Here is a 19423-nt window from a genome sequence, read left to right as displayed (position 1 = left end):
ATTTACCCTGTTTTTGTGCGATGAACGAACGTTTAAAGTCGATAGTCGTTCATTTTGGGCATCGAGAGGAGTCGGGTTCGGGGGCAAGGTGGATAAAGTTCGCCCTGGCAGTGGCTTTGGAGCGATTGCCGCACAAAGAGGCAAGACATGACCACCTCCATCACTGGCAGCACCCTGGCGTACCTGATCCCCGGCGACCCCGTGCGCAACGTGCGCCTGCCGAGGATGTTCAACGCCGTGTTCGAGCGTTTCGGCATCGACGCGGTACTGGTGCCCATGCAGGTGCCGTTGCGCGACTTCGCGGTGTTCCTCAAGTCGGCCTTCCTGGCGCGCAACGTGCGCGGCATGGTGATTGCGCCGCCGCACAAGCCGCTGGCGGTCGACCTGCTCGACGGCTGCGGCCTGTTCGGCCGGGTGGCTGGCTCGGTCAATGTGGTGCGCCGCATCGAGAACAACGAACTGGAAGGCGACCTGTTCGATGGTGAAGGCCTGCTGGGTGCGCTGGATCACTTCAATATTCCGTTCCGCGGCAAGCGGGTGCTGATTCTCGGCGCGGGCGTGAGCGCGGCGGCCATCGGCGTTGCGCTGGCCGAAGGCGGCACGGTCGACGGTGCGGAGCACATTGCCCTCTACGACACCTCGGCCGGCAAGGCGGCCGGCGTGGCGGCCAAGCTCGACGCGTTCTTCGATGCCAACGTGGTGGCAGTCGACAGCAATGCGCCCGAGGGCTACGACCTGGTCATCAATGCCACGTCGCTGGGCCTGGACGAGGCCGACGCGCTGCCGGTGGACGTTGCGCGCATGGAGCGCCATGCGGCGCTGTTCGACATTCTGCTGCGCAACCAGCCGACGCCGCTGGTGCGCGCCGCGCGTGCCCGCGGCCTCAACGCGCAGGCCGGCTTCGAGATGCTGATCCAGCAGATGCCGCATTACTTCGCGTACTTCGGCCATGCCGATGCGGCGCAGGGCCTGCGCAAGGACGCGAATTTTCTGCGCGAGATCATCTATCCGCCCGCGATGCATGCAGAGATTGCCGCGCCCCTGCGCTATCGCTCCGACACCGTCGCCTGAAAGGCGCTTGCGGAACAGCGCCGAACAGAACAATTTCAGCAAGAGGCAAAAGAACAATGACAAGAATCTTCTCGTGGTACTGCCGCGGGCTCGAAGGGCTCATGGCGCTGATGCTGGCCATCATGGTGCTCATGGTGTTCGGCAACGTGGTGCTGCGCTACGGCTTCAACTCGGGCATTACCGTGTCGGAAGAGGTGTCGCGCTGGCTCTTCGTCTGGATGACCTTTCTCGGTGCGATCGTCGCGGTGCGCGAGCACGGCCACCTGGGCACCGACATGCTGATCTCGAAGCTACCCACCTGGGGCAAGAAGCTGTGCCTGTACCTGTCGCACGGATTGATGCTGTTTGCCTCGTACCTGCTGCTCACGGGCAGCTGGCAGCAGACGCTGATCAACTGGGACGTGAGCGCGCCCACCACCGGCGCCTCCGTCGGCATCTTCTATTTCGTCGGCGTGGTGTTCGGTGTCTCGGCCATCGTGTTTCTGCTGTACGACCTCTGGCTTGCACTGAGCGGGAAGCTCAGCGACGCCGAACTGGTCATGGTGCACGAGTCGGAAGAGCAGGGCGACATCGACCGCATCAACGCCGAACTCGCGCGCCGCGACGCCGAAGAGGCCTCCGCCCGCCAGCGCGGCGGCAACAACGCACGAGGCAACTGACATGACGATTGCCATCTTCCTCGGTGCCCTGCTGGGTGCCATGGCCATCGGCGTGCCGATCGCCTATTCGCTGCTGCTGTGCGGCGTGGCGCTGATGTGGCACCTCGACCTGTTCGATGCGCAGATCCTGGCGCAGAACGTGATCAACGGCGCCGACAGCTTTCCGCTTTTGGCCGTGCCCTTCTTCATGCTGGCCGGCGAGGCCATGAACCAAGGCGGCCTGTCGCGGCGCATCGTGAACCTCGCGCTGGCAGTGGTGGGCCACGTGCGCGGCGGGCTCGGCTACGTTGCGATCGTGGCGGCCTGCATCCTGTCGGCCCTGTCGGGCTCCGCCGTGGCCGATGCGGCCGCGCTGTCGGCGCTGCTGATCCCGATGATGGTGGCCGCCGGGCACGACAAGGCGCGTTCGGGCGGCCTGATTGCGGCCTCCGGCGTGATCGGCCCGATCATCCCGCCCTCGATCGGGTTCGTCATCTTCGGTGTGGCCGCCAACGTGTCGATCTCCAAGCTGTTTCTTGCGGGCATCTTCCCGGGCATTTTGATCGGCGCCTCGCTGTGGTTCACGTGGTGGTGGCTGGTGCGCAAGGAAAAGGTGCTGCCCCCGCCGCGCAAGTCCAAAGGCGAGATGCTCACCGCGCTGCGCGAAGCGACCTGGGCGCTGCTGCTGCCGCTGATCATCCTCGTAGGCTTGCGCTTCGGCATCTTCACGCCCACCGAGGCGGCCGTGGTGGCCGCGGTCTACGCGATCTTCGTGGCCACGGTGGTCTACCGCGAGCTCAAGCCCTCGCAGTTCTACGCCATGTTCGTGTCGGCCGCCAAGACCAGTGCGATCGTGATGTTCCTGGTTGCGGCGGCCATGGTCTCGGCCTGGCTCATCACCGTGGCCGACCTGCCCGCCAAGTTGGTCGCGCTGCTCGAACCGCTCATCGCGAGCCCGATGCTGCTGATGATCGTGATCATGGTGCTGGTGATGGCGGTGGGCACCGCGATGGACATGACGCCCACCATCCTGATCCTCACGCCGGTGCTGATGCCGGTCATCAAGGCCGCGGGCATCGATCCGATCTACTTCGGCGTGCTTTTCATCATCAACAACTCGATAGGCCTCATCACGCCGCCGGTGGGCACGGTGCTCAACGTGGTGGCCGGCGTGGGGCGCATGAAGATGGATGAGCTCACGCGCGGCGTGTGGCCCTTTGCGCTCGCGGAGTTCGGAATGATGTTCCTGATGGTCATGTTCCCGCAGCTCGTCATCTGGCCGGCCCGGCTGCTGAGCGGCTGACCTTCCTTCCCGCTATTCGCTTTCTTATTTCAACCCCGAGGAGACTTTCACCATGAACAAATTTTTCAGCAAGACGCTGGTCGCCCTGGTCGCGGTCGCTGCCATGGGCGGCGCCGCCGCCCAGGTGAAGGAACGCACGCTCAAGTTCGCGTTCCAGAACCAGACCGGCCATCCGCAGGCCCAAGGTGCGCAGAAATTCGCAGACCTCGTCGCCGAGAAGTCGGGCAAGAAGATCACCGTCAAGCTGTTCCCGGGCGGAACGCTCGGCGGCGACCTGCAGACGGTTTCGGCAATGCAGGGCGGCACCATCGAGATGACGGTGCTCAACGCCGGCATCCTGACCGCGCAGGTCAAGGAGTTTGCCGCCTACGACTTCCCCTTCTTGTTCAACAACGCGCAGGAAGCCGACGCCGTGACCGACGGCCCCTTCGGCCAGAAGCTGCTCGCCAAGCTGGACGAGAAGAGCCTGCACGGCCTCGGCTACTGGGACCTGGGCTTTCGCAACCTGACCAACAGCAAGCGCCCGATCGCCAAGGCGGACGACATCGCAGGCCTGAAGATCCGCGTGATCCAGTCGCCGATCTACATCGACCTGTTCACCACGCTGGGCGCCAACGCCACGCCGATGCCCTTCCCCGAGCTGTACTCGGCGCTGGACCAGAAGGCGGTCGACGGCCAGGAGAACCCCAACACCGTGATCGCATCCTCGAAGTTCGCCGAGGTGCAGAAGCACATCACGCAAACGCGCCATATCTTCAACCCGCAGGCGCTGCTCATCAGCAAGAAGGCCTGGGACAGCATGAGCGCCGAGGAGAAGAAGATCATCGGCGACGCCGCTGCCGAAGCCACCAAGTTCCAGCGCGAGGCGTCCCGCGCCGCGGCCGACACCGCGCTCGACACGCTCAAGAAGGCCGGCATGACCGTGACCGAACTTCCGCCCGCCGAAATGGCCAAATTGCGCGACAAGGTCAAGCCCGTGATCGACAAGTACACGGCCACCGTGGGCGAGGCAACCGTGAAGGAACTCATGGCCGAGATTGCAAAGGTCCGCAAGTAAGTTCAACGACAGGCGAATGAAGGACAGCATGATCACCGGCAAGACCACCCTCGTCGCGCACCTGGGCTTTCCCACCGAGAGCTTCAAGGCGCCGATGATCTACAACCCCTGGTTCGAAAAGCAGGGCATCGATGCGGTCGTGGTGCCGATGGGCGTGAAGCCCGAGGACTACCCCGCGGCGTTTGCCGCGCTGTTCCGGCTCACCAACATCCGGGGGGCGCTGGTGACCATGCCGCACAAGATCACGACCATGGCCTTGGTCGACGAGGTCACGCCGACCGCGAAAATCGCCGGGGCCTGCAACGCGGTGCTCAAGCGCGCCGACGGCACGCTGGTGGGCGACCAGTTCGATGGCGCGGGTTTTGTGCGCGGCGTTCTGCGCAAGGGCTGTGCGCTCGAGGGCGCGCGCGTGCTGGTCTCGGGAAGCGGCGGTGTCGGCTCGGCCATTGCGGCATCGCTGGCTGCCGCCGGTGTTGCGCAAATTGCGCTCTTCGATGCCCACGCGCCGTCGGCCGATGCGCTTGCGGGACGGCTGCGCGCGCACTATCCGGCGCTGGACGTGTCCACGGGCTCGAACGATCCGGCCGGCTTCGACCTGATCGTCAATGCCACGCCGCTGGGCATGAAGGAAGACGATCCGATTCCTTTCGACGTGGCCCGCATTGCACCCTCGACTTTCGTCGGCGAGGTGGTCATGAAGTCCGAATACACGCCGTTGCTGCGCGCCGCACTGGACAAGGGCTGCGCGGTGCAGGTCGGCACCGACATGCTGTTCGAAATGATTCCCGCATATCTCGAGTTCTTCGGCTTCGGCACGGCCACGGCCGACGAGCTGCGCGCCGAGGCGAAGATCAGCTACTGAGAGTTGCAACCAACGCAAACGCCTACGGGCCACGGGCGGGGTGCAAACGCGGTGTAATGCCGCTTCGCCCGCCCAATTTTTTTGACGCAAGAGGCGTTCACCATGAGTATTTTTGAAGGCTTTCTTTCCACCTCCGAGACGCTTTCAGCCTTCAGCGATCGCAATTTTGTCGACGCCATGCTTCGCTTCGAAGCGGCGCTGACCCGCGCGCAGGCTGCCGTTGGGCTGGTGCCCGAATCGGCTGCGCATTCGATCGTCGGCAGCTGCAAGGTCGAGCTGTTCGATGTGGCGAAGATCGTGCGCGACAGCGGCCGCGCGGGCAGCGTCGCAATTCCGCTGGTCAAGGCGCTGAAAGAGGCCGTGGGCCTGTTCAACCCCGAGGCCGTGCCGTTCGTGCATTTCGGCAGCACCAGCCAGGACGTGATCGATACGGCCATGGCCCTGGTCACGCGCGAGGGCATTGCGCTCATCGAAACCGATGTCGACCGTGCCATCGAGGCGCTGCTGCAGCACGCCACGCAGCATGCGGGCACCCCGATTCTCGCGCGCACGCTGATGCAGCCGGCCTCGGTCACGAGCTTCGGCCTCAAGTGTGCGGGCTGGGCCGCGCCGCTGGTTCGCAGCCGCACGCGGCTGCGAACGGCCGCGCGCAATGCCTTGGCCGTGCAGCTCGGCGGGGCCGTAGGCACGCTTTCGCAAATGAAAGGGCAGGGCCCGGCCGTGGTGCAGCGCGTGGCGGACGAGCTCGGCCTTGGCAATGCGGGCGCCACGTGGCACACGCAGCGCGACGAATGGATCGCGCTCGGCTGCGAACTGGGTCTGCTCACGGGCAGCCTCGGAAAGATTGCGCGCGACATTTCGCTCATGGGCCAGTACGAAGTCGGCGAGGTGGCTGAGCCCACCGAGCCGGGCCGCGGCGGCTCCTCGGCGATGCCGCACAAGCGCAACCCCGTGGCCTCGATGGTTGCACTGGCCGCTGCGCAGCGTGCCCCGCAGCGCGTGGCTGCGCTGCTGGCCGCCATGCCGCAGGAACACGAGCGCGCCCTCGGCGGCTGGCAAGCCGAGCTGGCCGAATGGCCGCAATTGCTGATGTCCGCGCATGGCAGCGCACGCGCGCTGGCCGGTGCGCTGCCGGGCCTGCAGATCGACGCGGCGCGCATGCGTGCCAACATCGACGCCCTGCGCTCGGAGCTGCCGCGCGAAGCGGCGGACGAATGGTTCAGCCCGGCCCTGGCCGGTCCTGCCGGCGAAACCGCGCTGCGCCAGGTGGCGGCCTTGCGCGACCAATTGACTGCGAAAGACACAACCCGATGACCGACCCAGCAAGCACACCTTCCGCCGGCGACTACGAAGCGGGCCTCGTCAATCGCCGGCGCGTGCTCGGCGATGCCTGGGTCGACAAGTCGCTGGCCAACCGCAACGAGTTCAACGCCGAGTTCCAGGAGCTGATCACGCGCCACGCGTGGAACGACATCTGGGGCCGCCCGGCGCTGGGCGACAAGACGCGCCGCTACATGGTGCTGTCGATGATGCTGGGCATTCACGCCTATGAAGAGTTCGCGATGCACGTGCGCGCCGCGCTCGACGGCCCGCCCGAGTCTCGCCTGACCCCCGAAGACATCAAGGAAGTCATCATGATGGCGGCCATCTATTGCGGCGTGCCCGTGGCCAACCACGCCTTCGGCATCGCAACCGGCATCCTGCGCGAGAAGGGCCTGCTGGCAGCAACCCCGCAGTGACCGGGCTGCGTGCTGCCGGCCATCGCGCTCCGCTGGCTGCCGCGTCTGCAACATCCGATAAAAAAGGAATCGACATGACCCGTTTGAACGTCGTTCGCGAAGGCAGCGGCCCCTTCGTCGTGCTGAGCCACGCGCTCGGCTGCGACCTGCACATGTGGGACGGCGTGGCCGAGCAGCTTGCGCGCGGCCACACCGTCATCCGCTATGACCACCGCAACCATGGCGGCTCGGAGCTGGTGCCGGGCACGCTGCGCGTCGAAATGCTGGCGCAGGATGTCGCCGAACTCATCCAGCGCGAGACGGGCGGAGAGCCGGTGCACTTCGTCGGCCTTTCGATGGGCGGCATGACCGCGCAGGCGCTGGCGGTCCGGCATCCGGAGTTGCTGCGCAGCGTGGTGATCGCGAATTCGTCGGCCCACTATCCCGACCAGTCGCCGTGGCGCGCGCGCGTCGAAACGGTGGCTGCCAAAGGCGTGGCGGCCATTGCGCCGGGTGCGGTGTCGCGCTGGCTCACGCACGGCTATGTCACCACGCAAGAGGGCAAGGCGGCGGCGCAGGCGCTGAACGACGTGCTGGTGCGCACCGACGCGCAGGGCTACATCGAAAGCTGCAATGCCGTGGCCGCCATCGATTTTCGCGAGAGCAACCGCCGCATCGCCGTGCCCACGCTGGTCATTGCGGGCCTGCAGGACGAAGCCACGCCGCTCGTCATGTCCGAGGCCATGGTGGCCGCCATTCCCGGCGCGCGCCTGGCCACCATCGATGCGGCGCACCTCAGCGCGGTGGAACGGCCGGTCGAGTTTGCCCAGTTGCTGATCGATTACTGGCGCAGTCTCTGAAAAAACCGCTTGCAGGCGGCAGGGCATGGCCTAGGTCTAACCCCTATTTCGTGCGAACACTGCACGTAGGCGTTCGATTATCGAACACTGAATGAGCGTGAAGCGTTGTGGTGAGCACCGGGTGTTTCTACAGTCACCCCATGCATCGCTCCATTGCCACCGTCTCTCTCAGCGGCACGCTTCACCAGAAGCTCGAAGCCGTTTCGGCCGCGGGGTTCGACGGCATCGAGCTGTTCGAAAGCGACTTCGTCAACTTCAAGGGCAGCGCCGGCGACCTCCGCCGCATTGCAGCCGACCTCGGCCTCTCGATCGACCTGTACCAGCCGTTCCGCGATTTCGAGGGCATGCCCGAGCCGCAGTTCCGTCGCAGCCTGGAGCGCGCCGAGCGCAAGTTCGACCTGATGGAGGCCATGGGCGCACCGATGATGCTGTGCTGCTCGAACACATCGCCGCTCGCCATCAATGACCCGGCGCTTGCCGCGGCCCAACTGCACGAGCTCGCGGAGCGTGCCGCCCGCCGCAACCTCCGCGTGGGCTTCGAGGCGCTGGCCTGGGGCCGCTTCACGTCGCTCTATGGCCAGGCCTGGAACATCGTGCGCGAGGCCGGGCATCCGAACCTGGGGCTGATTCTCGACAGCTTTCACACGCTGTCCCTGAAGGACGATCCCGCGGGCATCGCCGCCATTCCGGGCGACAAGATCTTTTTTCTGCAGATGGCCGATGCGCCGCTGCTTTCGATGGATGTGTTGCAGTGGGCGCGCCACCACCGCTCGTTCCCGGGGCAGGGGGACCTCGACGTGATCGGGTTCTTCGAGCAGGTGCTGCGCGCGGGCTACACGGGGCCGCTGTCGCTGGAAATTTTCAACGACATATTTCGCGAAACGCCGAACCGGCGCACTGCCGTGGACGCGATGCGCTCGCTGCTGTATCTCGAAAGCGAGGCGCAGCGGCGCCTGGCATCGGCCGCCGCGGTGCCTGCGCGGCCGCAATGCGTCGAGCTTTTCACTCCGCCGCCCGTGCCGGCGCTTTCGGGCCTGTCGTTCATCGAGTTCGCGGCCGACGAAAGCTCGGCGGCAACGCTCGGTACCTTGCTCGGGCAACTCGGTTTCCGCCGCGTCGGCCGGCACCGCTCCAAGGCCGTGGTGCTGTACCGGCAGGGCGAGATCAACCTGATCGTCAATGCGCAGCCGGGCTCGTTCGCGCGCAGCCGTTTCGAAGCGCACGGCACCTCGGTGTGCGCACTGGGCGTGCGCTGCGCCGCCCCTCTGGCAGCGGTTGAACGTGCGACCGCCATGCGTTCGCTACGCCACGACAGCCCGGTCGGCCCCAATGAATTGCGCGTGCCGGCCATCGTGGCGCCCGGCGGCAACCTGATCCACTTCGTGTCCGAGGCCCTGGGCACCAACGGACTGTACGAGGCCGACTTCATTCTCGAAGAAGACGCGGCAGCCGATGCCGGCGGTGTCGGCCTCACGCAGATCGACCACGTGGCGCTGGGCCTGGCGCTGGACCAGCTCGACACCTGGGTGCTGTTCACCCGCGCGGTGCTGGGGCTGGAGCCGGGCGAGAGCCTGGAGCTGGCCGATCCCTTCGGTTTGATTCGCAGCCGCGGCGTGGCCGACGCGGCGCGAAGCGTGCGGCTGGTGCTCAACGTGTCGCTGAGCCAGCGCACCCGCACCGCGCGCACGCTGAGCGTGACCGGCGGCGGCGCGGTGCACCACATCGCCTTGCGTTGCGCGGACATCTTCGAAAGCGTGGCGCGGCTGCGCGCCGCCGGCACGCGCTTCGTGCCCATTTCGGACAACTACTACGACGACCTGGCGACGCGCATCGACCTCGACCCGGCGCTTGTCGCACGCCTGCGCGCGGCGGGTGTGCTGTTCGACCGCTCGGCGGCGGGCGACTACCTGCACATCTACACCGAGAGCATCGAAGGCGGGCTCTTCTTCGAACTGGCACAGCGCACCGGGGCCTACGACGCCTACGGCGCCCTCAACGCACCCGCGCGCATGGCATCGCAGGCACAGGCATAGATTTTTTTCGTCAACCCGGAGACAAACCATGGCAACCATCACGGCCCACGAGCCGAAAGGCAAGCACCAGTCGAAGAAAGCCACCGCCAGCGGCTGGATCGGCTCGGCGCTGGAGTACTACGACTTCTTCATCTACGCTACCGCCGCGGCGCTGATCTTTCCGCAGATCTTCTTTCCCAAGGGCGACCCGCAGATCGCGATCATCGCGTCGCTCGCTACGTACGGCGTGGGCTACGTGGCACGGCCTATCGGCGCACTGCTGCTGGGCCACTGGGGTGACACGCACGGCCGCAAGACCGTGCTCATCCTCTGCATGTTCCTGATGGGCTTTTCGACCATCGCCGTCGGCCTGCTGCCGACGTATGACCAGGTCGGCCTTTGGGCACCCGCGATGCTGGTGGTGCTGCGGCTGATCCAGGGCTTTGCGGTGGCCGGCGAAATTTCCGGGGCGAGCTCGATGATCCTGGAACACGCGCCGTTCGGGCGCCGCGGCTTCTTCGCGAGCTTCACGCTGCAGGGCGTGCAGGCCGGCCAGATCATGGCGGCCGCCGTGTTCCTGCCGCTCGCGCACTACATGGACAAGGACGCCTTCAACTCCTGGGGCTGGCGCATTCCCTTCCTGCTGAGCTTCATCGTCATCGTGGCCGGCTACATCATCCGCAAGGAAGTGGACGAGACGCCCGCCTTCACCGAAGTGGAGAAGAGCGCAACGGTGCCCAAGGCGCCGGTCATCCAGGCCGTGACCGAAAGCTGGGGCGACATGCTGCGCGTGCTGCTGTGCTCGCTGATGAACGTGATTCCGGTGGTTGCCACCATCTTCGGCGCGGCTTATGCGGTGCAGCCGGGCTACGGCATCAACTTCGAGAAAGACATCTACCTCTGGATTCCGGTGATGGGCAACATCCTGGCCGTGATCGTGATCCCGTTCGTCGGCAACCTGTCGGACAAGGTCGGCCGCCGTCTGCCGATCGTCGTCGGCGCCCTTGGTTCGGGCCTCTTGTCGTTCGGCTACCTGTACGCCATCAGCATCCACAACGTGCCGCTGGCCATCGTGATGTCGCTGCTGATGTGGGGCGTGGTCTACCAGGGCTACAACGCCGTGTTCCCGAGCTTCTATCCGGAGATGTTCCCCACGCGCACCCGCGTCTCGGGCATGGCGATTTCGCAGAACATCGGCACCGCGATCACTGCGCTGCTGCCGGCGCTGTTCGTGGCGGTCGCGCCCCCCGGTGCTGCCAACATCCCGCTGATCGTCGGTGCCATCACGCTGGCGATCTGCGCCATTGCCGCGATCTCGGCCTGGAGCGCCCGCGAAACCTACCGCGTGCACATGAACGACCTGGGCAAGCCCGATGCGGTTCCGGTCGAGAAGACCGAGTACGACCGGCTGCGCGAACAGACGCTGGTGGATGCACGCATGGCCAAGGCCGCCGCCTGAAGACCTTGCGCGCACCAAGGGCGTCGGGCGCCATGAAGAATGGCGCCCATGACTTCCCATCTCAAGATCGATTTCGTTTCCGATGTCTCTTGCCCCTGGTGCGCCGTTGGCCTGGGTTCGCTCGAAGCGGCGCTCCGACGCGTGGCGCCCGACGTCACGGCGGAGCTGCATTTCCAGCCCTTCGAGCTGAATCCGCAGATGCCGCCCGAGGGACAAGACACCTTCGAGCACCTGAACCAGAAATACGGCTCCACGCGTGAACAGCAAGCGCAATCGCGCGAGATGATCCGCCAGCGCGGGGCCGAGGTGGGCTTCGAGTTCAGCCCCGAAGGCCGTCCGCGTGTCTACAACACCTTCAACGCGCACCGCTTGCTGCACTGGGCCGAACTCGAAAGCCCCGCCAAGCAGGCGGCGCTCAAGAAGCTGCTGCTGAAGGCCTACTTCACCGACAGGCAGAACCCGTCGGACCCCGAGGTGCTGGTTCGCGCGGCCGCCGAGGCCGGGCTCGATGCGGCACGGGCCCGCGAAATTTTGGCCAGCGACGAGTTCGCCAGGGAAACCCGCGAGCGCGAACGCATGTACACCGACGCCGGCATCCATTCGGTGCCCGCGATCATCATCAACGACCAGCACCTGATCTCCGGCGGCCAGCCGGTCGAGGTGTTCGAGCGAGCGTTGCGGCAGATTGCCGGTGCGCAGCCCAGCGCCGTGGCTACCGCGTGAATCGCTGACGCGTTTTCAGGCCCCATCCGGCAAGGTCACGCCGGTTGGCGCCCCTTGGGGCTCGTGGCAACGAGCTATCACCGTCATAGGCAAAGCGTTTGCCCTATTCGTTCGTGCGGATCCAGAATGTGACGCTCAACCAAAACTGGAGACCCCCATGACCCAGAATCCCGAAGCCAAGTGCCCCGTCCACCATGCGGTGGGCCGCGGCACCGTCAATCAACACTGGTGGCCCAACCAGCTGCGGGTCGACCTGCTTCACCAGCATTCTTCCAAGTCCGACCCGATGGGCAAGGACTTCAACTACGCCAAGGAGTTCAAGAGCCTCGACTACGAGGCGCTGAAGAACGACCTGCGTGCGCTGATGACGGACTCGCAGGACTGGTGGCCGGCGGACTTCGGCCACTACGGGCCTCTGTTCATCCGCATGGCCTGGCACAGCGCCGGCACCTACCGCACCGGCGACGGGCGGGGCGGCGGCGGCCGGGGCCAGCAACGCTTTGCGCCCCTCAACAGCTGGCCCGACAACGTCAACCTCGACAAGGCCCGGCGCCTGTTGTGGCCGGTCAAACAGAAGTACGGCCGCAAGATCTCGTGGGCCGACCTGATGATCCTGACGGGCAACGTGGCCCTCGAGTCCATGGGCTTCAAGACCTTCGGTTTCGCCGGCGGCCGACCGGACACGTGGGAACCCGATCAGGACGTCTACTGGGGCAACGAGACCACCTGGCTCGAAGACAAGCGGTACACCGGCGACCGCGAACTGGAGAACCCTCTTGCGGCCGTGCAGATGGGTCTGATCTACGTCAACCCCGAAGGCCCGAACGCCAACGGCGACCCGGTTTCGGCGGCGCGGGACATCCGCGAGACTTTCGCCCGCATGGCGATGAACGACGAGGAAACCGTTGCCCTGATCGCCGGCGGCCACACCTTCGGCAAGACCCACGGCGCCGGTCCGGCGGAGCTCGTCGGCTCGGCGCCTGAAGCGAATGATCTGGAAGAAATGGGCATGGGCTGGAAGAGCACCCATGCCAGCGGCATCGCCGGCGACGCCATCGGCAGCGGCCTGGAAGTCACCTGGACCCAGCAGCCGACGAAGTGGACCAACCTCTTTTTCGAGAACCTGTTCAAGTTCGAATGGGAGCCGGTCAAGAGCCCGGCCGGCGCTGGACAGTGGCAGGCCAAGGGCGCGTCGGCTGACATTCCGGATGCGCACGACAAATCGAAGACGCGCCTGCCGACCATGCTGACCACCGACCTCTCGCTGCGCTTCGACCCGGCCTACGAAAAGATCTCCCGCCGCTTCCTCGAGCACCCCGAGCAGTTCGCCGACGCCTTCTCGCGCGCCTGGTTCAAGCTGACGCATCGCGACATGGGTCCGCGCGCGCGCTACCTTGGCCCGGAAGTGCCGAAGGAAGAGCTGATCTGGCAGGACCCGATCCCGAAGGTCGACCATCCCCTCGTCGACGACAAGGACGCCGCGGCTCTCAAGGCCAAGGTCCTGGCCTCGGGCCTGTCGGTTACCGACCTGGTGCTGGCGGCCTGGGCGTCGGCCTCCACCTACCGCGGCTCCGACATGCGCGGCGGCGCCGACGGCGCCCGCATTCGCCTGGCGCCGCAGAAGGACTGGGAAGTCAACGAGCCGGCCAGGCTGGCCAAGGTGCTCCAGACGCTGGAAGGCATCCAGGGCGAGTTCAACAAGGCGCAATCGGGCGGCAAGAAGATCTCGATGGCCGACCTGATCGTGCTGGCCGGCTGCGCCGCCGTCGAGCAGGGCGCCAGGAACGCAGGTCACAGCGCGACGGTGCCCTTCACCCCCGGCCGCATGGATGCGTCGCAGGCGCAGACCGACGTGGAGGCCATGAAGGTGCTCGAGCCCGTGGCCGACGGCTTCCGCAACTACCTGAAGAAGGACTATGCGATTCCCGCCGACGCGCTGCTGATCGACAAGGCCCAACTGCTGACGCTGACAGCGCCCGAGATGACGGTGCTGCTGGGCGGCATGCGCGCGCTGGGCGCCAACGTCGGTGCCACCAAGCACGGCATCTTCAGCCAGAAGGAACACGCGCTGACCAACGAGTTCTTCGTGCGCCTGCTCGACCTGAACACGACCTGGAAGGCTGTGCCCGGCGAGAACAACCTGTACGAGGGAGTCGATCGCACGTCGGGCGAGCGCAAGGGCAGCGCGACGCGCGTGGACCTGGCCATCGGCTCCAATTCAGTGCTGCGCGCCCTGGCCGAGGTCTACGGCAGTTCGGACGCGCAAGAGAAGTTCGTGAAGGACTTCGTCGCTGTGTGGACCAAGGTGATGAACCTTGGGCGGTTCGACATCGCCTAGGCAATCTTCGCGGTTGCCGATTCATTCGATGTGGCTCTGATCGGTCGTCGCTGCGAGCAAGGGTTCGCAGCGACGCCATCGCATCCAACGCCGTGGTGCCGGCCTGAGTGTTCTTGTCCCGTTGTCCGCGCACGGCCTAACGCAATTGAGCGCCGCATACAGGCGCAGGAGACAACGATGACGGCCAGCTACGTGGATATACAAGGCGCCCAGGCGGATGTCGACCTCTGGGATGGATTGATCACGGATCAAAACGCCCTCATCGGCGTCATGATGCAGAGAATGTCCCTGGTCGGATGCACGGATGCCGCATGGCTCGACGAGCGAATCACCGAGGCGGAAAGTATCGAGAACCGCCTGGTCGTCGGGCTCGACCGCGCCCAGCGCCGGCTGCGGACATTGATCTAGAGTATCAAAGCTACCTGTCGCGGCTTGCAGTCGGAATACGCGAGACTCACTCTCCGTTCGCTAGAGACACCCCGTCTACCGGCTTGAGCATCCATTGCGCAACGTCCGCGCCCAACCCGTGAATCACTGCATCCATTGAGCTGCATTCGGTGGTCTCCGCCGTGATATCAGAGTATCGGGTGTTCATCTGGCGCAGGCCTTTGAATTGCGCAGTGGGCAGTCCCGGTCGTTCGAGCAGGGCATGAATGACCACGATCGTGGGACCGCCCGCGCTGACGGTCACGATGTCCATGATTTCGATCTTCAGCAAAAGGGCGGCTTCCCTGCCGGTACCCGACACGGGGCGCACCACTTCATACCGCGCCTTCAATTGATCTTGCACCGCCTGATGCAACGGCTCCGGCACGCCGCACGCGTCATCGGATTCAGACATCTGGCGGCCCCGGTAATTCCCGTACACGACTGGCGGCAGCATCACGGTGCTGTAAGCAGCAGGCGCGGGCGGCACTCGCTCAGGCGACTGGGGATTGTGTGAACCGCAAGCAGCCAGAGTGAAGCTCACCGCCATCGCGGTGCACGTATTGCGCACGGACTCTTTTCTTGTCATTGATCAGCAGGGGAGACGTGAAGAACTCGACCATGGGACGCGATTTGTTACATTAGTCTGCGGAGTTGGATGAATTTTGCAGGATCGACTTCCTACCGGGCGACCCACCCATTCAAGTAAAACCATAAGGAAATATAACATGCAGACCATTAATTATAAAATGGAATACTCGATTCTCGAGTACGTTTTCGGCCTTATCGGCCCAGCAATTATTATTGCCGCTATTTTTTATCCAATCGCCGATCTGAAAATTGGAACCTTGCGGCTTCACTTGCCGACGGGTGTGGCGAATGGCGCCCTCATGTTGCTTGGGGCTTATGTTACGTACCTTACGGTTGGAACACTTTTCAACAAGCGCGCTGCCAATAGTCAAGGCGCCAGCATTGTTCTTGACGAGAAAAGCATGTCCTTCACGACCGTTAAGAAATTCGCTGGCGTACTGACTACCGTGGGCTATGACGCAATCGATAAGGTCACTGTCACAGATATCCCGGAAACCTCGACATCGAGCGCAGAGAAAACAGTGGAAATCAGTGCGCCGTCCATGGCGTCTAAAAAATATGAGTTCGATGCCATTCACATGGCGAAAGATTCGGACTTCGAGGTTCTCGTGAATGCACTGAAGCATCGCGCCGTTAATGCCGCTTTCAAGCAAATATAATCCATGGGTTTTCTGAAGAAATTATTCCAGATAGTTTCTGGAAAAAAATACAAAAATTGCCCCGACGGGGCTGCGGTGGATCCGGTGGCGCAGCGAGCACTTCAAGCTGGGCTCATCAACTCCGAGCAGATCATGGCGTATTGCGACAGCTACACAACCGGGCTGTCTGATGATGCTCTCGCCGAGGGGCTTGGCTCACACTGGGATATCAACTCGCCTCAGGAGGCTTCTGAAACTCTGGAGTCACTCAGTCGCTACGGCCATCGCTTTTTTTACGACATTGTTTTTCGGGTTTACAGCGATGGTGCTTCAGGAGAGGGGCGCCAAGAGGTTCTCGATGCGTTGATAGCCAGTGGTCGATACGGCTCCCCGGAAACAGTGCGTAAGCAGATTGCCGCACAGGGGGAGAGCGAGGAAAAAGACCTCGTTTTCTCGGCTTTGGAGAAGGCTATGGAGATGCTGGAAAATCTGCGCTCCGTTTTTCGCCTTCTCGAAGACAAAGTGAATGGCTCGTATCTCCCCAAGGATTACAGTGCTGGAATACTTGCCTGGGATCTCGGTCGCCTCGTCACTGTTGCAAGAATGTCGCTGGACTGCAAATACATTGGGCAGGATGAATTCAACCGCATTCTTGCGCATGTTGATGGGGAATTGCGTTCGAATTTTTCGTCTTGGCCACAGTTCGCAAAGAGCTACATCATCGGCCGGGCCAGTTGGGCAGGTCAGAATATGATGCTAGGCGGAATTATCGGTATTGCTGAAGATCTTATGACTGACGAAAAGAGCCCTTGGGTGCTGTCTCCCTTGTGAGTTATTGGGCGGCCGCGGCGGTCATTACATTCACCAGACAACTTCAGTAAGGAGCGTTCATGCCTTTCGATGTTGACGAGCTCCAGACAATTCCGCTGCTCTTCTGAGTGCCTAAGACGACTGACCTTCCCGCGGTATTCCCGTGACAGTGACGGGCGAAGGTGAGCGTGTGGCCCGTTTGAAGATCGACGGCGAAATCCCGGTGTGCTCCTTGAAGAAGCGCGAGAAGTTTCCCGGGGCCGAGAAGCCCAGGTCGAGTGCGACATCGGTCAGCTTCCCGCCATCGCTGACCCTGCGCATCGCCTCCTCGACCCTCACCCCGCTCCAAAACACCTGCGGCGTCGTGTGCAACTGGTCGCGGAACAGCGCGAAGAAATGCGCGCGCGACAGGCCGACCCTGGCGGCGATTTCGTCGATCGTCGTTTTCTCGGAAACATGCGCACGCATGTGAGCGATGGCGGCACGCAGCCGGTGATCGAGCGTGACGCCGATGCCGCCGGCCACCGGCGCAGCGTCGCCGCCCGTCGCAGAGGCGGCAATGGCCGCCTCGAGCAACCGCTCGACCTCCTTGTCGACATGGTCGCGTTCCGCGCCAGCGGAGATCATCAGGTCCAGCACCCGCCAGCACGAACGCCGCAGCGCATCGCCGATGGGCACTCGCGGTGAGGGGAACCGGAAGCTTCGATCCTTCGCCTGGCCGAGTTCGTCAAGCCAATCCTTCTTGATCATGAAGACGATGAACAGGCTCGATCCATTGTCTTCCAGGCGAACCATGTCGTGCGCCTCGAAAGCGTTCACGCCAAGCGCTACGCTTTCGCTGTAGTCGACAACTTCCGTGCCGACGTGCGCGCGGGCCCGCGCGCCGCCCAGCCAGAGGGCGAGCTGTGTTTCGGAGTGGGCGTGCGCCACCAGGTTGGCGCCCGCCTCCAGGACGATCGCGGTGCCGAACGCGCCTTCGTGGAGTGCATAGGCTTCCTGCATCTGTCGCGCTTCATCAAGTTGGTTTCGGGCGATTGTTCTCCCGCGAGGACTCGGCCCGCGCAGCGCATCGGGTAAGTCCTTAGAAGCACACCAGACGATTCGATACGCCGCCGGATCGGCCGATAAGCGCTGCCGGCCAGCGGTTTCTAAAGTTGGCGCATCGCTAAAACACAGGAGCAACCCTTCATGCGAATCGCTACATACACGAGCGAAGGCCACCGCAAGGTGGGCCTCGTATCCGCCGACGGCAAGACCGTCACTCCGTTGCAGCTCACGCCAGAGCAGGCAGAAAGCGGCGTGCTGACGCTGATCGAATCCCTCGCCACGGGTAGGTCGCTTCCGGAGGCATCGGGGCCTGCAACCGACTTGTGCGAGGTCGTGCTCGACGCACCGCTGCCCAAGCCGCGGCGCAATCTCTGGTGCGTCGGCCGCAACTATCACGCGCACGCCAAGGAACTTTCGGCCTCGGTGTTCAAGGACAACGCCGCCAAGACCGACGAGTGGCCCATCGTCTTCACCAAGGTGCCCGAGTGCGTCGTGGGCCCGCACGACGACGTGCTGGTTCCCTCAGATGTGTCGATGCAGATCGACTACGAAGCTGAACTGGCCGTGGTTATCGGCAAGGGCGGCAAGAACATCACGCGCGCCGAGGCGATGTCGCATGTGTTCGGCTACACGGTCGTCAACGACGTGACGGCGCGCGACGTGCAGATGCGCCATGGGCAATGGGACCTGGGCAAGTCTTTCGACACCTTCTGCCCAATGGGCCCGTGGATCGTGACAGCCGACGAGTTCGACGGCACCAGGACGCGCGTGCGTTGCTGGGTCAACGGCGAACTGCGCCAGGACGGGCCGACCGAGAACATGATTTTCGACATTCCCACGCTCATCGAGACGATCTCGCGCGGCATCACGCTCTACCCCGGCGACGTCATCGCCACGGGCACGCCCGCCGGCGTGGGCATGGGTATGAACCCGCCGCGTTACCTGCGCGCCGGCGACGTGGTGCGTGTCGAGATCGACCGGCTCGGCGCCATCGAGAACAAGTTCGTCTGAAGGGCTGCGCATGACGACTCAAGTATTGAACGGCCTCGCCGTCGAGGTCGATGGCGACGACGACGGCGAGGCACTGTTGTGCATCCACGGGCTGGGCGGATCGTCGAACAACTGGACGCCTATCCTGCCGGCACTCGGCGGTTTTCGGCGCATCAGGCCCGACCTGCCGGGCAGCGCGAGGTCTCCGCTGCCGGCGGACGGCAGGGCCTTGTCCATCGACAGCTACGTGGATGCCATGCTGCGGCTGCTTTCGTCGCTCGACATCGCATCCGTGCATGTGACTGCGCATTCGATGGGAACCATCGTTGCACAGCACTTGGCGGTGCGCAGCCCCGGCACCGTAAAATCGTTGGCGCTGTTCGGTCCGCTGGCGGCGCCACCGGACGCGGCGCGCCCCAACATCGCGGCGCGTGCAAACGCCGCGCGCGGCGGCGCCGCTGCCATGCAAGAGATCGCCGATGCCATCGTGAAGGCCGCGACAAGCACGCAGACGAAGGAACAGCAGCCGGCAGTGCTCGCCCTCGTGCGCGAGAGCGTGATGCGCCAGTCGCCCGAGGGGTATGCACAAAGTTGCGCGGCGCTCGCCGATGCGCAGTCGGCTGCGCTCGAGCGTCTCAATATGCCGACGCTCCTGGTCACCGGCGACCAGGACGGCGTGGCCCCAGTGGCCAACGTCCAGGCCATGCAGGCACGCATTGCCGGCAGCCGCCTCGTCGTGCTCGATGGATGCGGCCACTGGACAACCTTCGAGCAACCGCAGCGCTGCATGCAGGCCCTCGAAGCCTTCTACGCGGCGCTTCGCTGAGACATCGCCCAGCCCGATTTCGACAACCCATTACCGGCACCACGCGCCGGAGGA

General features: G+C 64.3%; 19 protein-coding genes. 17 read left to right on the top strand and 2 right to left on the bottom strand.

All coding sequences use genetic code 11. From position 1 onward, the window contains the following. Window positions 1–147: 147 nt before the first annotated feature. The 13 genes from ABIC94_RS24710 (at window position 148) to ABIC94_RS24650 (ending at window position 14449) form a co-directional block, all read left to right on the top strand. Window positions 148–1071 (top strand): shikimate dehydrogenase family protein, encoded by a 924-nt coding sequence (locus tag ABIC94_RS24710; protein ID WP_354375632.1) that lies wholly within the window; start codon window positions 148–150, stop codon window positions 1069–1071. Window positions 1072–1127: 56 nt separating this feature from the next. Beyond that, the gene (locus ABIC94_RS24705) at window positions 1128–1730 is read left to right on the top strand and encodes a TRAP transporter small permease (RefSeq protein WP_354375631.1); all 603 of its coding nucleotides are present in this window, start codon (window positions 1128–1130) and stop codon (window positions 1728–1730) included. A 1-nt stretch (window position 1731) separates the two neighbouring features. Further along, window positions 1732–3012, top strand: coding sequence for a TRAP transporter large permease subunit (locus tag ABIC94_RS24700; RefSeq protein WP_354375630.1), 1281 nt, complete (start codon window positions 1732–1734; stop codon window positions 3010–3012). 52 nt (window positions 3013–3064) lie between these two features. Then, window positions 3065–4069 carry a TRAP transporter substrate-binding protein gene (locus ABIC94_RS24695; RefSeq protein ID WP_354375629.1) on the top strand — a complete coding sequence of 335 codons (1005 nt, stop codon included), beginning with the start codon at window positions 3065–3067 and terminating at the stop codon, window positions 4067–4069. Window positions 4070–4097: 28 nt separating this feature from the next. Next, window positions 4098–4931 carry a shikimate dehydrogenase family protein gene (locus ABIC94_RS24690; protein WP_354375690.1) on the top strand — a complete coding sequence of 278 codons (834 nt, stop codon included), beginning with the start codon at window positions 4098–4100 and terminating at the stop codon, window positions 4929–4931. 102 nt (window positions 4932–5033) lie between these two features. Next, window positions 5034–6245 (top strand): 3-carboxy-cis,cis-muconate cycloisomerase, encoded by a 1212-nt coding sequence (gene pcaB / locus ABIC94_RS24685; RefSeq protein ID WP_354375628.1) that lies wholly within the window; start codon window positions 5034–5036, stop codon window positions 6243–6245. Further along, on the top strand, window positions 6242–6670 hold the full coding sequence (locus ABIC94_RS24680) for a carboxymuconolactone decarboxylase family protein (RefSeq protein WP_354375627.1): 429 nt from the start codon (window positions 6242–6244) through the stop codon (window positions 6668–6670). Before pcaB ends, ABIC94_RS24680 begins: the two co-directional genes overlap by 4 nt. Window positions 6671–6744: 74 nt before the next feature. Continuing rightward, entirely contained in the window at window positions 6745–7509 is a 765-nt protein-coding gene (locus tag ABIC94_RS24675; RefSeq protein WP_354375626.1) for an alpha/beta fold hydrolase, read from the top strand. Window positions 7510–7649: 140 nt separating this feature from the next. After that, the gene (locus ABIC94_RS24670; protein WP_354375625.1) at window positions 7650–9542 is read left to right on the top strand and encodes a bifunctional sugar phosphate isomerase/epimerase/4-hydroxyphenylpyruvate dioxygenase family protein; all 1893 of its coding nucleotides are present in this window, start codon (window positions 7650–7652) and stop codon (window positions 9540–9542) included. Between the two features lie 28 nt (window positions 9543–9570). Continuing rightward, window positions 9571–10980: an MFS transporter gene (locus ABIC94_RS24665; protein ID WP_354375624.1), complete on the top strand. Its 1410-nt coding sequence runs from the start codon at window positions 9571–9573 to the stop codon at window positions 10978–10980. Window positions 10981–11019: 39 nt separating this feature from the next. Beyond that, the gene (locus ABIC94_RS24660; protein ID WP_354375623.1) at window positions 11020–11703 is read left to right on the top strand and encodes a DsbA family oxidoreductase; all 684 of its coding nucleotides are present in this window, start codon (window positions 11020–11022) and stop codon (window positions 11701–11703) included. Between the two features lie 157 nt (window positions 11704–11860). Next, entirely contained in the window at window positions 11861–14041 is a 2181-nt protein-coding gene (gene katG / locus ABIC94_RS24655) for a catalase/peroxidase HPI (RefSeq protein WP_354375622.1), read from the top strand. Window positions 14042–14218: 177 nt separating this feature from the next. Next, window positions 14219–14449, top strand: coding sequence for a hypothetical protein (locus tag ABIC94_RS24650; RefSeq protein ID WP_354375621.1), 231 nt, complete (start codon window positions 14219–14221; stop codon window positions 14447–14449). A gap of 46 nt (window positions 14450–14495) precedes the next feature. On the opposite strand, the gene ABIC94_RS24645 is transcribed toward ABIC94_RS24650, so the two are convergent. Then, window positions 14496–15056 (bottom strand): hypothetical protein, encoded by a 561-nt coding sequence (locus ABIC94_RS24645; protein WP_354375620.1) that lies wholly within the window; start codon window positions 15054–15056, stop codon window positions 14496–14498. 139 nt (window positions 15057–15195) lie between these two features. On the opposite strand from ABIC94_RS24645, the gene ABIC94_RS24640 reads away from it, so the two are divergent. Both ABIC94_RS24640 and ABIC94_RS24635 read left to right on the top strand, forming a co-directional pair. Then, window positions 15196–15717 (top strand): hypothetical protein, encoded by a 522-nt coding sequence (locus ABIC94_RS24640; RefSeq protein WP_354375619.1) that lies wholly within the window; start codon window positions 15196–15198, stop codon window positions 15715–15717. A 3-nt stretch (window positions 15718–15720) separates the two neighbouring features. Further along, the gene (locus ABIC94_RS24635; protein ID WP_354375618.1) at window positions 15721–16527 is read left to right on the top strand and encodes a DUF1266 domain-containing protein; all 807 of its coding nucleotides are present in this window, start codon (window positions 15721–15723) and stop codon (window positions 16525–16527) included. 111 nt (window positions 16528–16638) lie between these two features. Here ABIC94_RS24635 and ABIC94_RS24630 read toward each other — a convergent pair whose 3' ends face one another. Continuing rightward, a complete protein-coding gene (locus ABIC94_RS24630) occupies window positions 16639–17508 on the bottom strand; it encodes an AraC family transcriptional regulator (protein ID WP_354375617.1) in 870 nt (289 codons plus the stop codon). Between the two features lie 186 nt (window positions 17509–17694). Here ABIC94_RS24630 and ABIC94_RS24625 point away from each other — a divergent pair, with 186 nt between their 5' ends. Together ABIC94_RS24625 and ABIC94_RS24620 are read left to right on the top strand one after the other, a co-directional pair. Further along, the gene (locus tag ABIC94_RS24625) at window positions 17695–18564 is read left to right on the top strand and encodes a fumarylacetoacetate hydrolase family protein (RefSeq protein ID WP_354375616.1); all 870 of its coding nucleotides are present in this window, start codon (window positions 17695–17697) and stop codon (window positions 18562–18564) included. 10 nt (window positions 18565–18574) lie between these two features. Beyond that, the gene (locus ABIC94_RS24620) at window positions 18575–19369 is read left to right on the top strand and encodes an alpha/beta fold hydrolase (protein ID WP_354375615.1); all 795 of its coding nucleotides are present in this window, start codon (window positions 18575–18577) and stop codon (window positions 19367–19369) included. Window positions 19370–19423 lie beyond the last annotated feature (54 nt).

The organism is Variovorax paradoxus (assembly GCF_040544635.1).
In the GTDB taxonomy this organism is placed as follows: domain Bacteria; phylum Pseudomonadota; class Gammaproteobacteria; order Burkholderiales; family Burkholderiaceae_C; genus Variovorax; species Variovorax paradoxus_R.
This window is presented reverse-complemented; position numbering and strand designations above follow the sequence as displayed.

Excerpts from the sequence above, each read along its gene's own strand:
- ABIC94_RS24710 (WP_354375632.1), top strand. The coding sequence starts at position 148 with ATGACCACCTCCATCACTGGCAGCACCCTGGCGTACCTGATCCCCGGC.
- ABIC94_RS24705 (WP_354375631.1), top strand. The coding sequence starts at position 1,128 with ATGACAAGAATCTTCTCGTGGTACTGCCGCGGGCTCGAAGGGCTCATG.
- ABIC94_RS24700 (WP_354375630.1), top strand. The coding sequence starts at position 1,732 with ATGACGATTGCCATCTTCCTCGGTGCCCTGCTGGGTGCCATGGCCATC.
- ABIC94_RS24695 (WP_354375629.1), top strand. The coding sequence starts at position 3,065 with ATGAACAAATTTTTCAGCAAGACGCTGGTCGCCCTGGTCGCGGTCGCT.
- ABIC94_RS24690 (WP_354375690.1), top strand. The coding sequence starts at position 4,098 with ATGATCACCGGCAAGACCACCCTCGTCGCGCACCTGGGCTTTCCCACC.
- pcaB (WP_354375628.1), top strand. The coding sequence starts at position 5,034 with ATGAGTATTTTTGAAGGCTTTCTTTCCACCTCCGAGACGCTTTCAGCC.
- ABIC94_RS24680 (WP_354375627.1), top strand. The coding sequence starts at position 6,242 with ATGACCGACCCAGCAAGCACACCTTCCGCCGGCGACTACGAAGCGGGC.
- ABIC94_RS24675 (WP_354375626.1), top strand. The coding sequence starts at position 6,745 with ATGACCCGTTTGAACGTCGTTCGCGAAGGCAGCGGCCCCTTCGTCGTG.
- ABIC94_RS24670 (WP_354375625.1), top strand. The coding sequence starts at position 7,650 with ATGCATCGCTCCATTGCCACCGTCTCTCTCAGCGGCACGCTTCACCAG.
- ABIC94_RS24665 (WP_354375624.1), top strand. The coding sequence starts at position 9,571 with ATGGCAACCATCACGGCCCACGAGCCGAAAGGCAAGCACCAGTCGAAG.
- ABIC94_RS24660 (WP_354375623.1), top strand. The coding sequence starts at position 11,020 with ATGGCGCCCATGACTTCCCATCTCAAGATCGATTTCGTTTCCGATGTC.
- katG (WP_354375622.1), top strand. The coding sequence starts at position 11,861 with ATGACCCAGAATCCCGAAGCCAAGTGCCCCGTCCACCATGCGGTGGGC.
- ABIC94_RS24650 (WP_354375621.1), top strand. The coding sequence starts at position 14,219 with ATGACGGCCAGCTACGTGGATATACAAGGCGCCCAGGCGGATGTCGAC.
- ABIC94_RS24645 (WP_354375620.1), bottom strand. The coding sequence starts at position 15,056 with ATGACAAGAAAAGAGTCCGTGCGCAATACGTGCACCGCGATGGCGGTG.
- ABIC94_RS24640 (WP_354375619.1), top strand. The coding sequence starts at position 15,196 with ATGCAGACCATTAATTATAAAATGGAATACTCGATTCTCGAGTACGTT.
- ABIC94_RS24635 (WP_354375618.1), top strand. The coding sequence starts at position 15,721 with ATGGGTTTTCTGAAGAAATTATTCCAGATAGTTTCTGGAAAAAAATAC.
- ABIC94_RS24630 (WP_354375617.1), bottom strand. The coding sequence starts at position 17,508 with ATGCAGGAAGCCTATGCACTCCACGAAGGCGCGTTCGGCACCGCGATC.
- ABIC94_RS24625 (WP_354375616.1), top strand. The coding sequence starts at position 17,695 with ATGCGAATCGCTACATACACGAGCGAAGGCCACCGCAAGGTGGGCCTC.
- ABIC94_RS24620 (WP_354375615.1), top strand. The coding sequence starts at position 18,575 with ATGACGACTCAAGTATTGAACGGCCTCGCCGTCGAGGTCGATGGCGAC.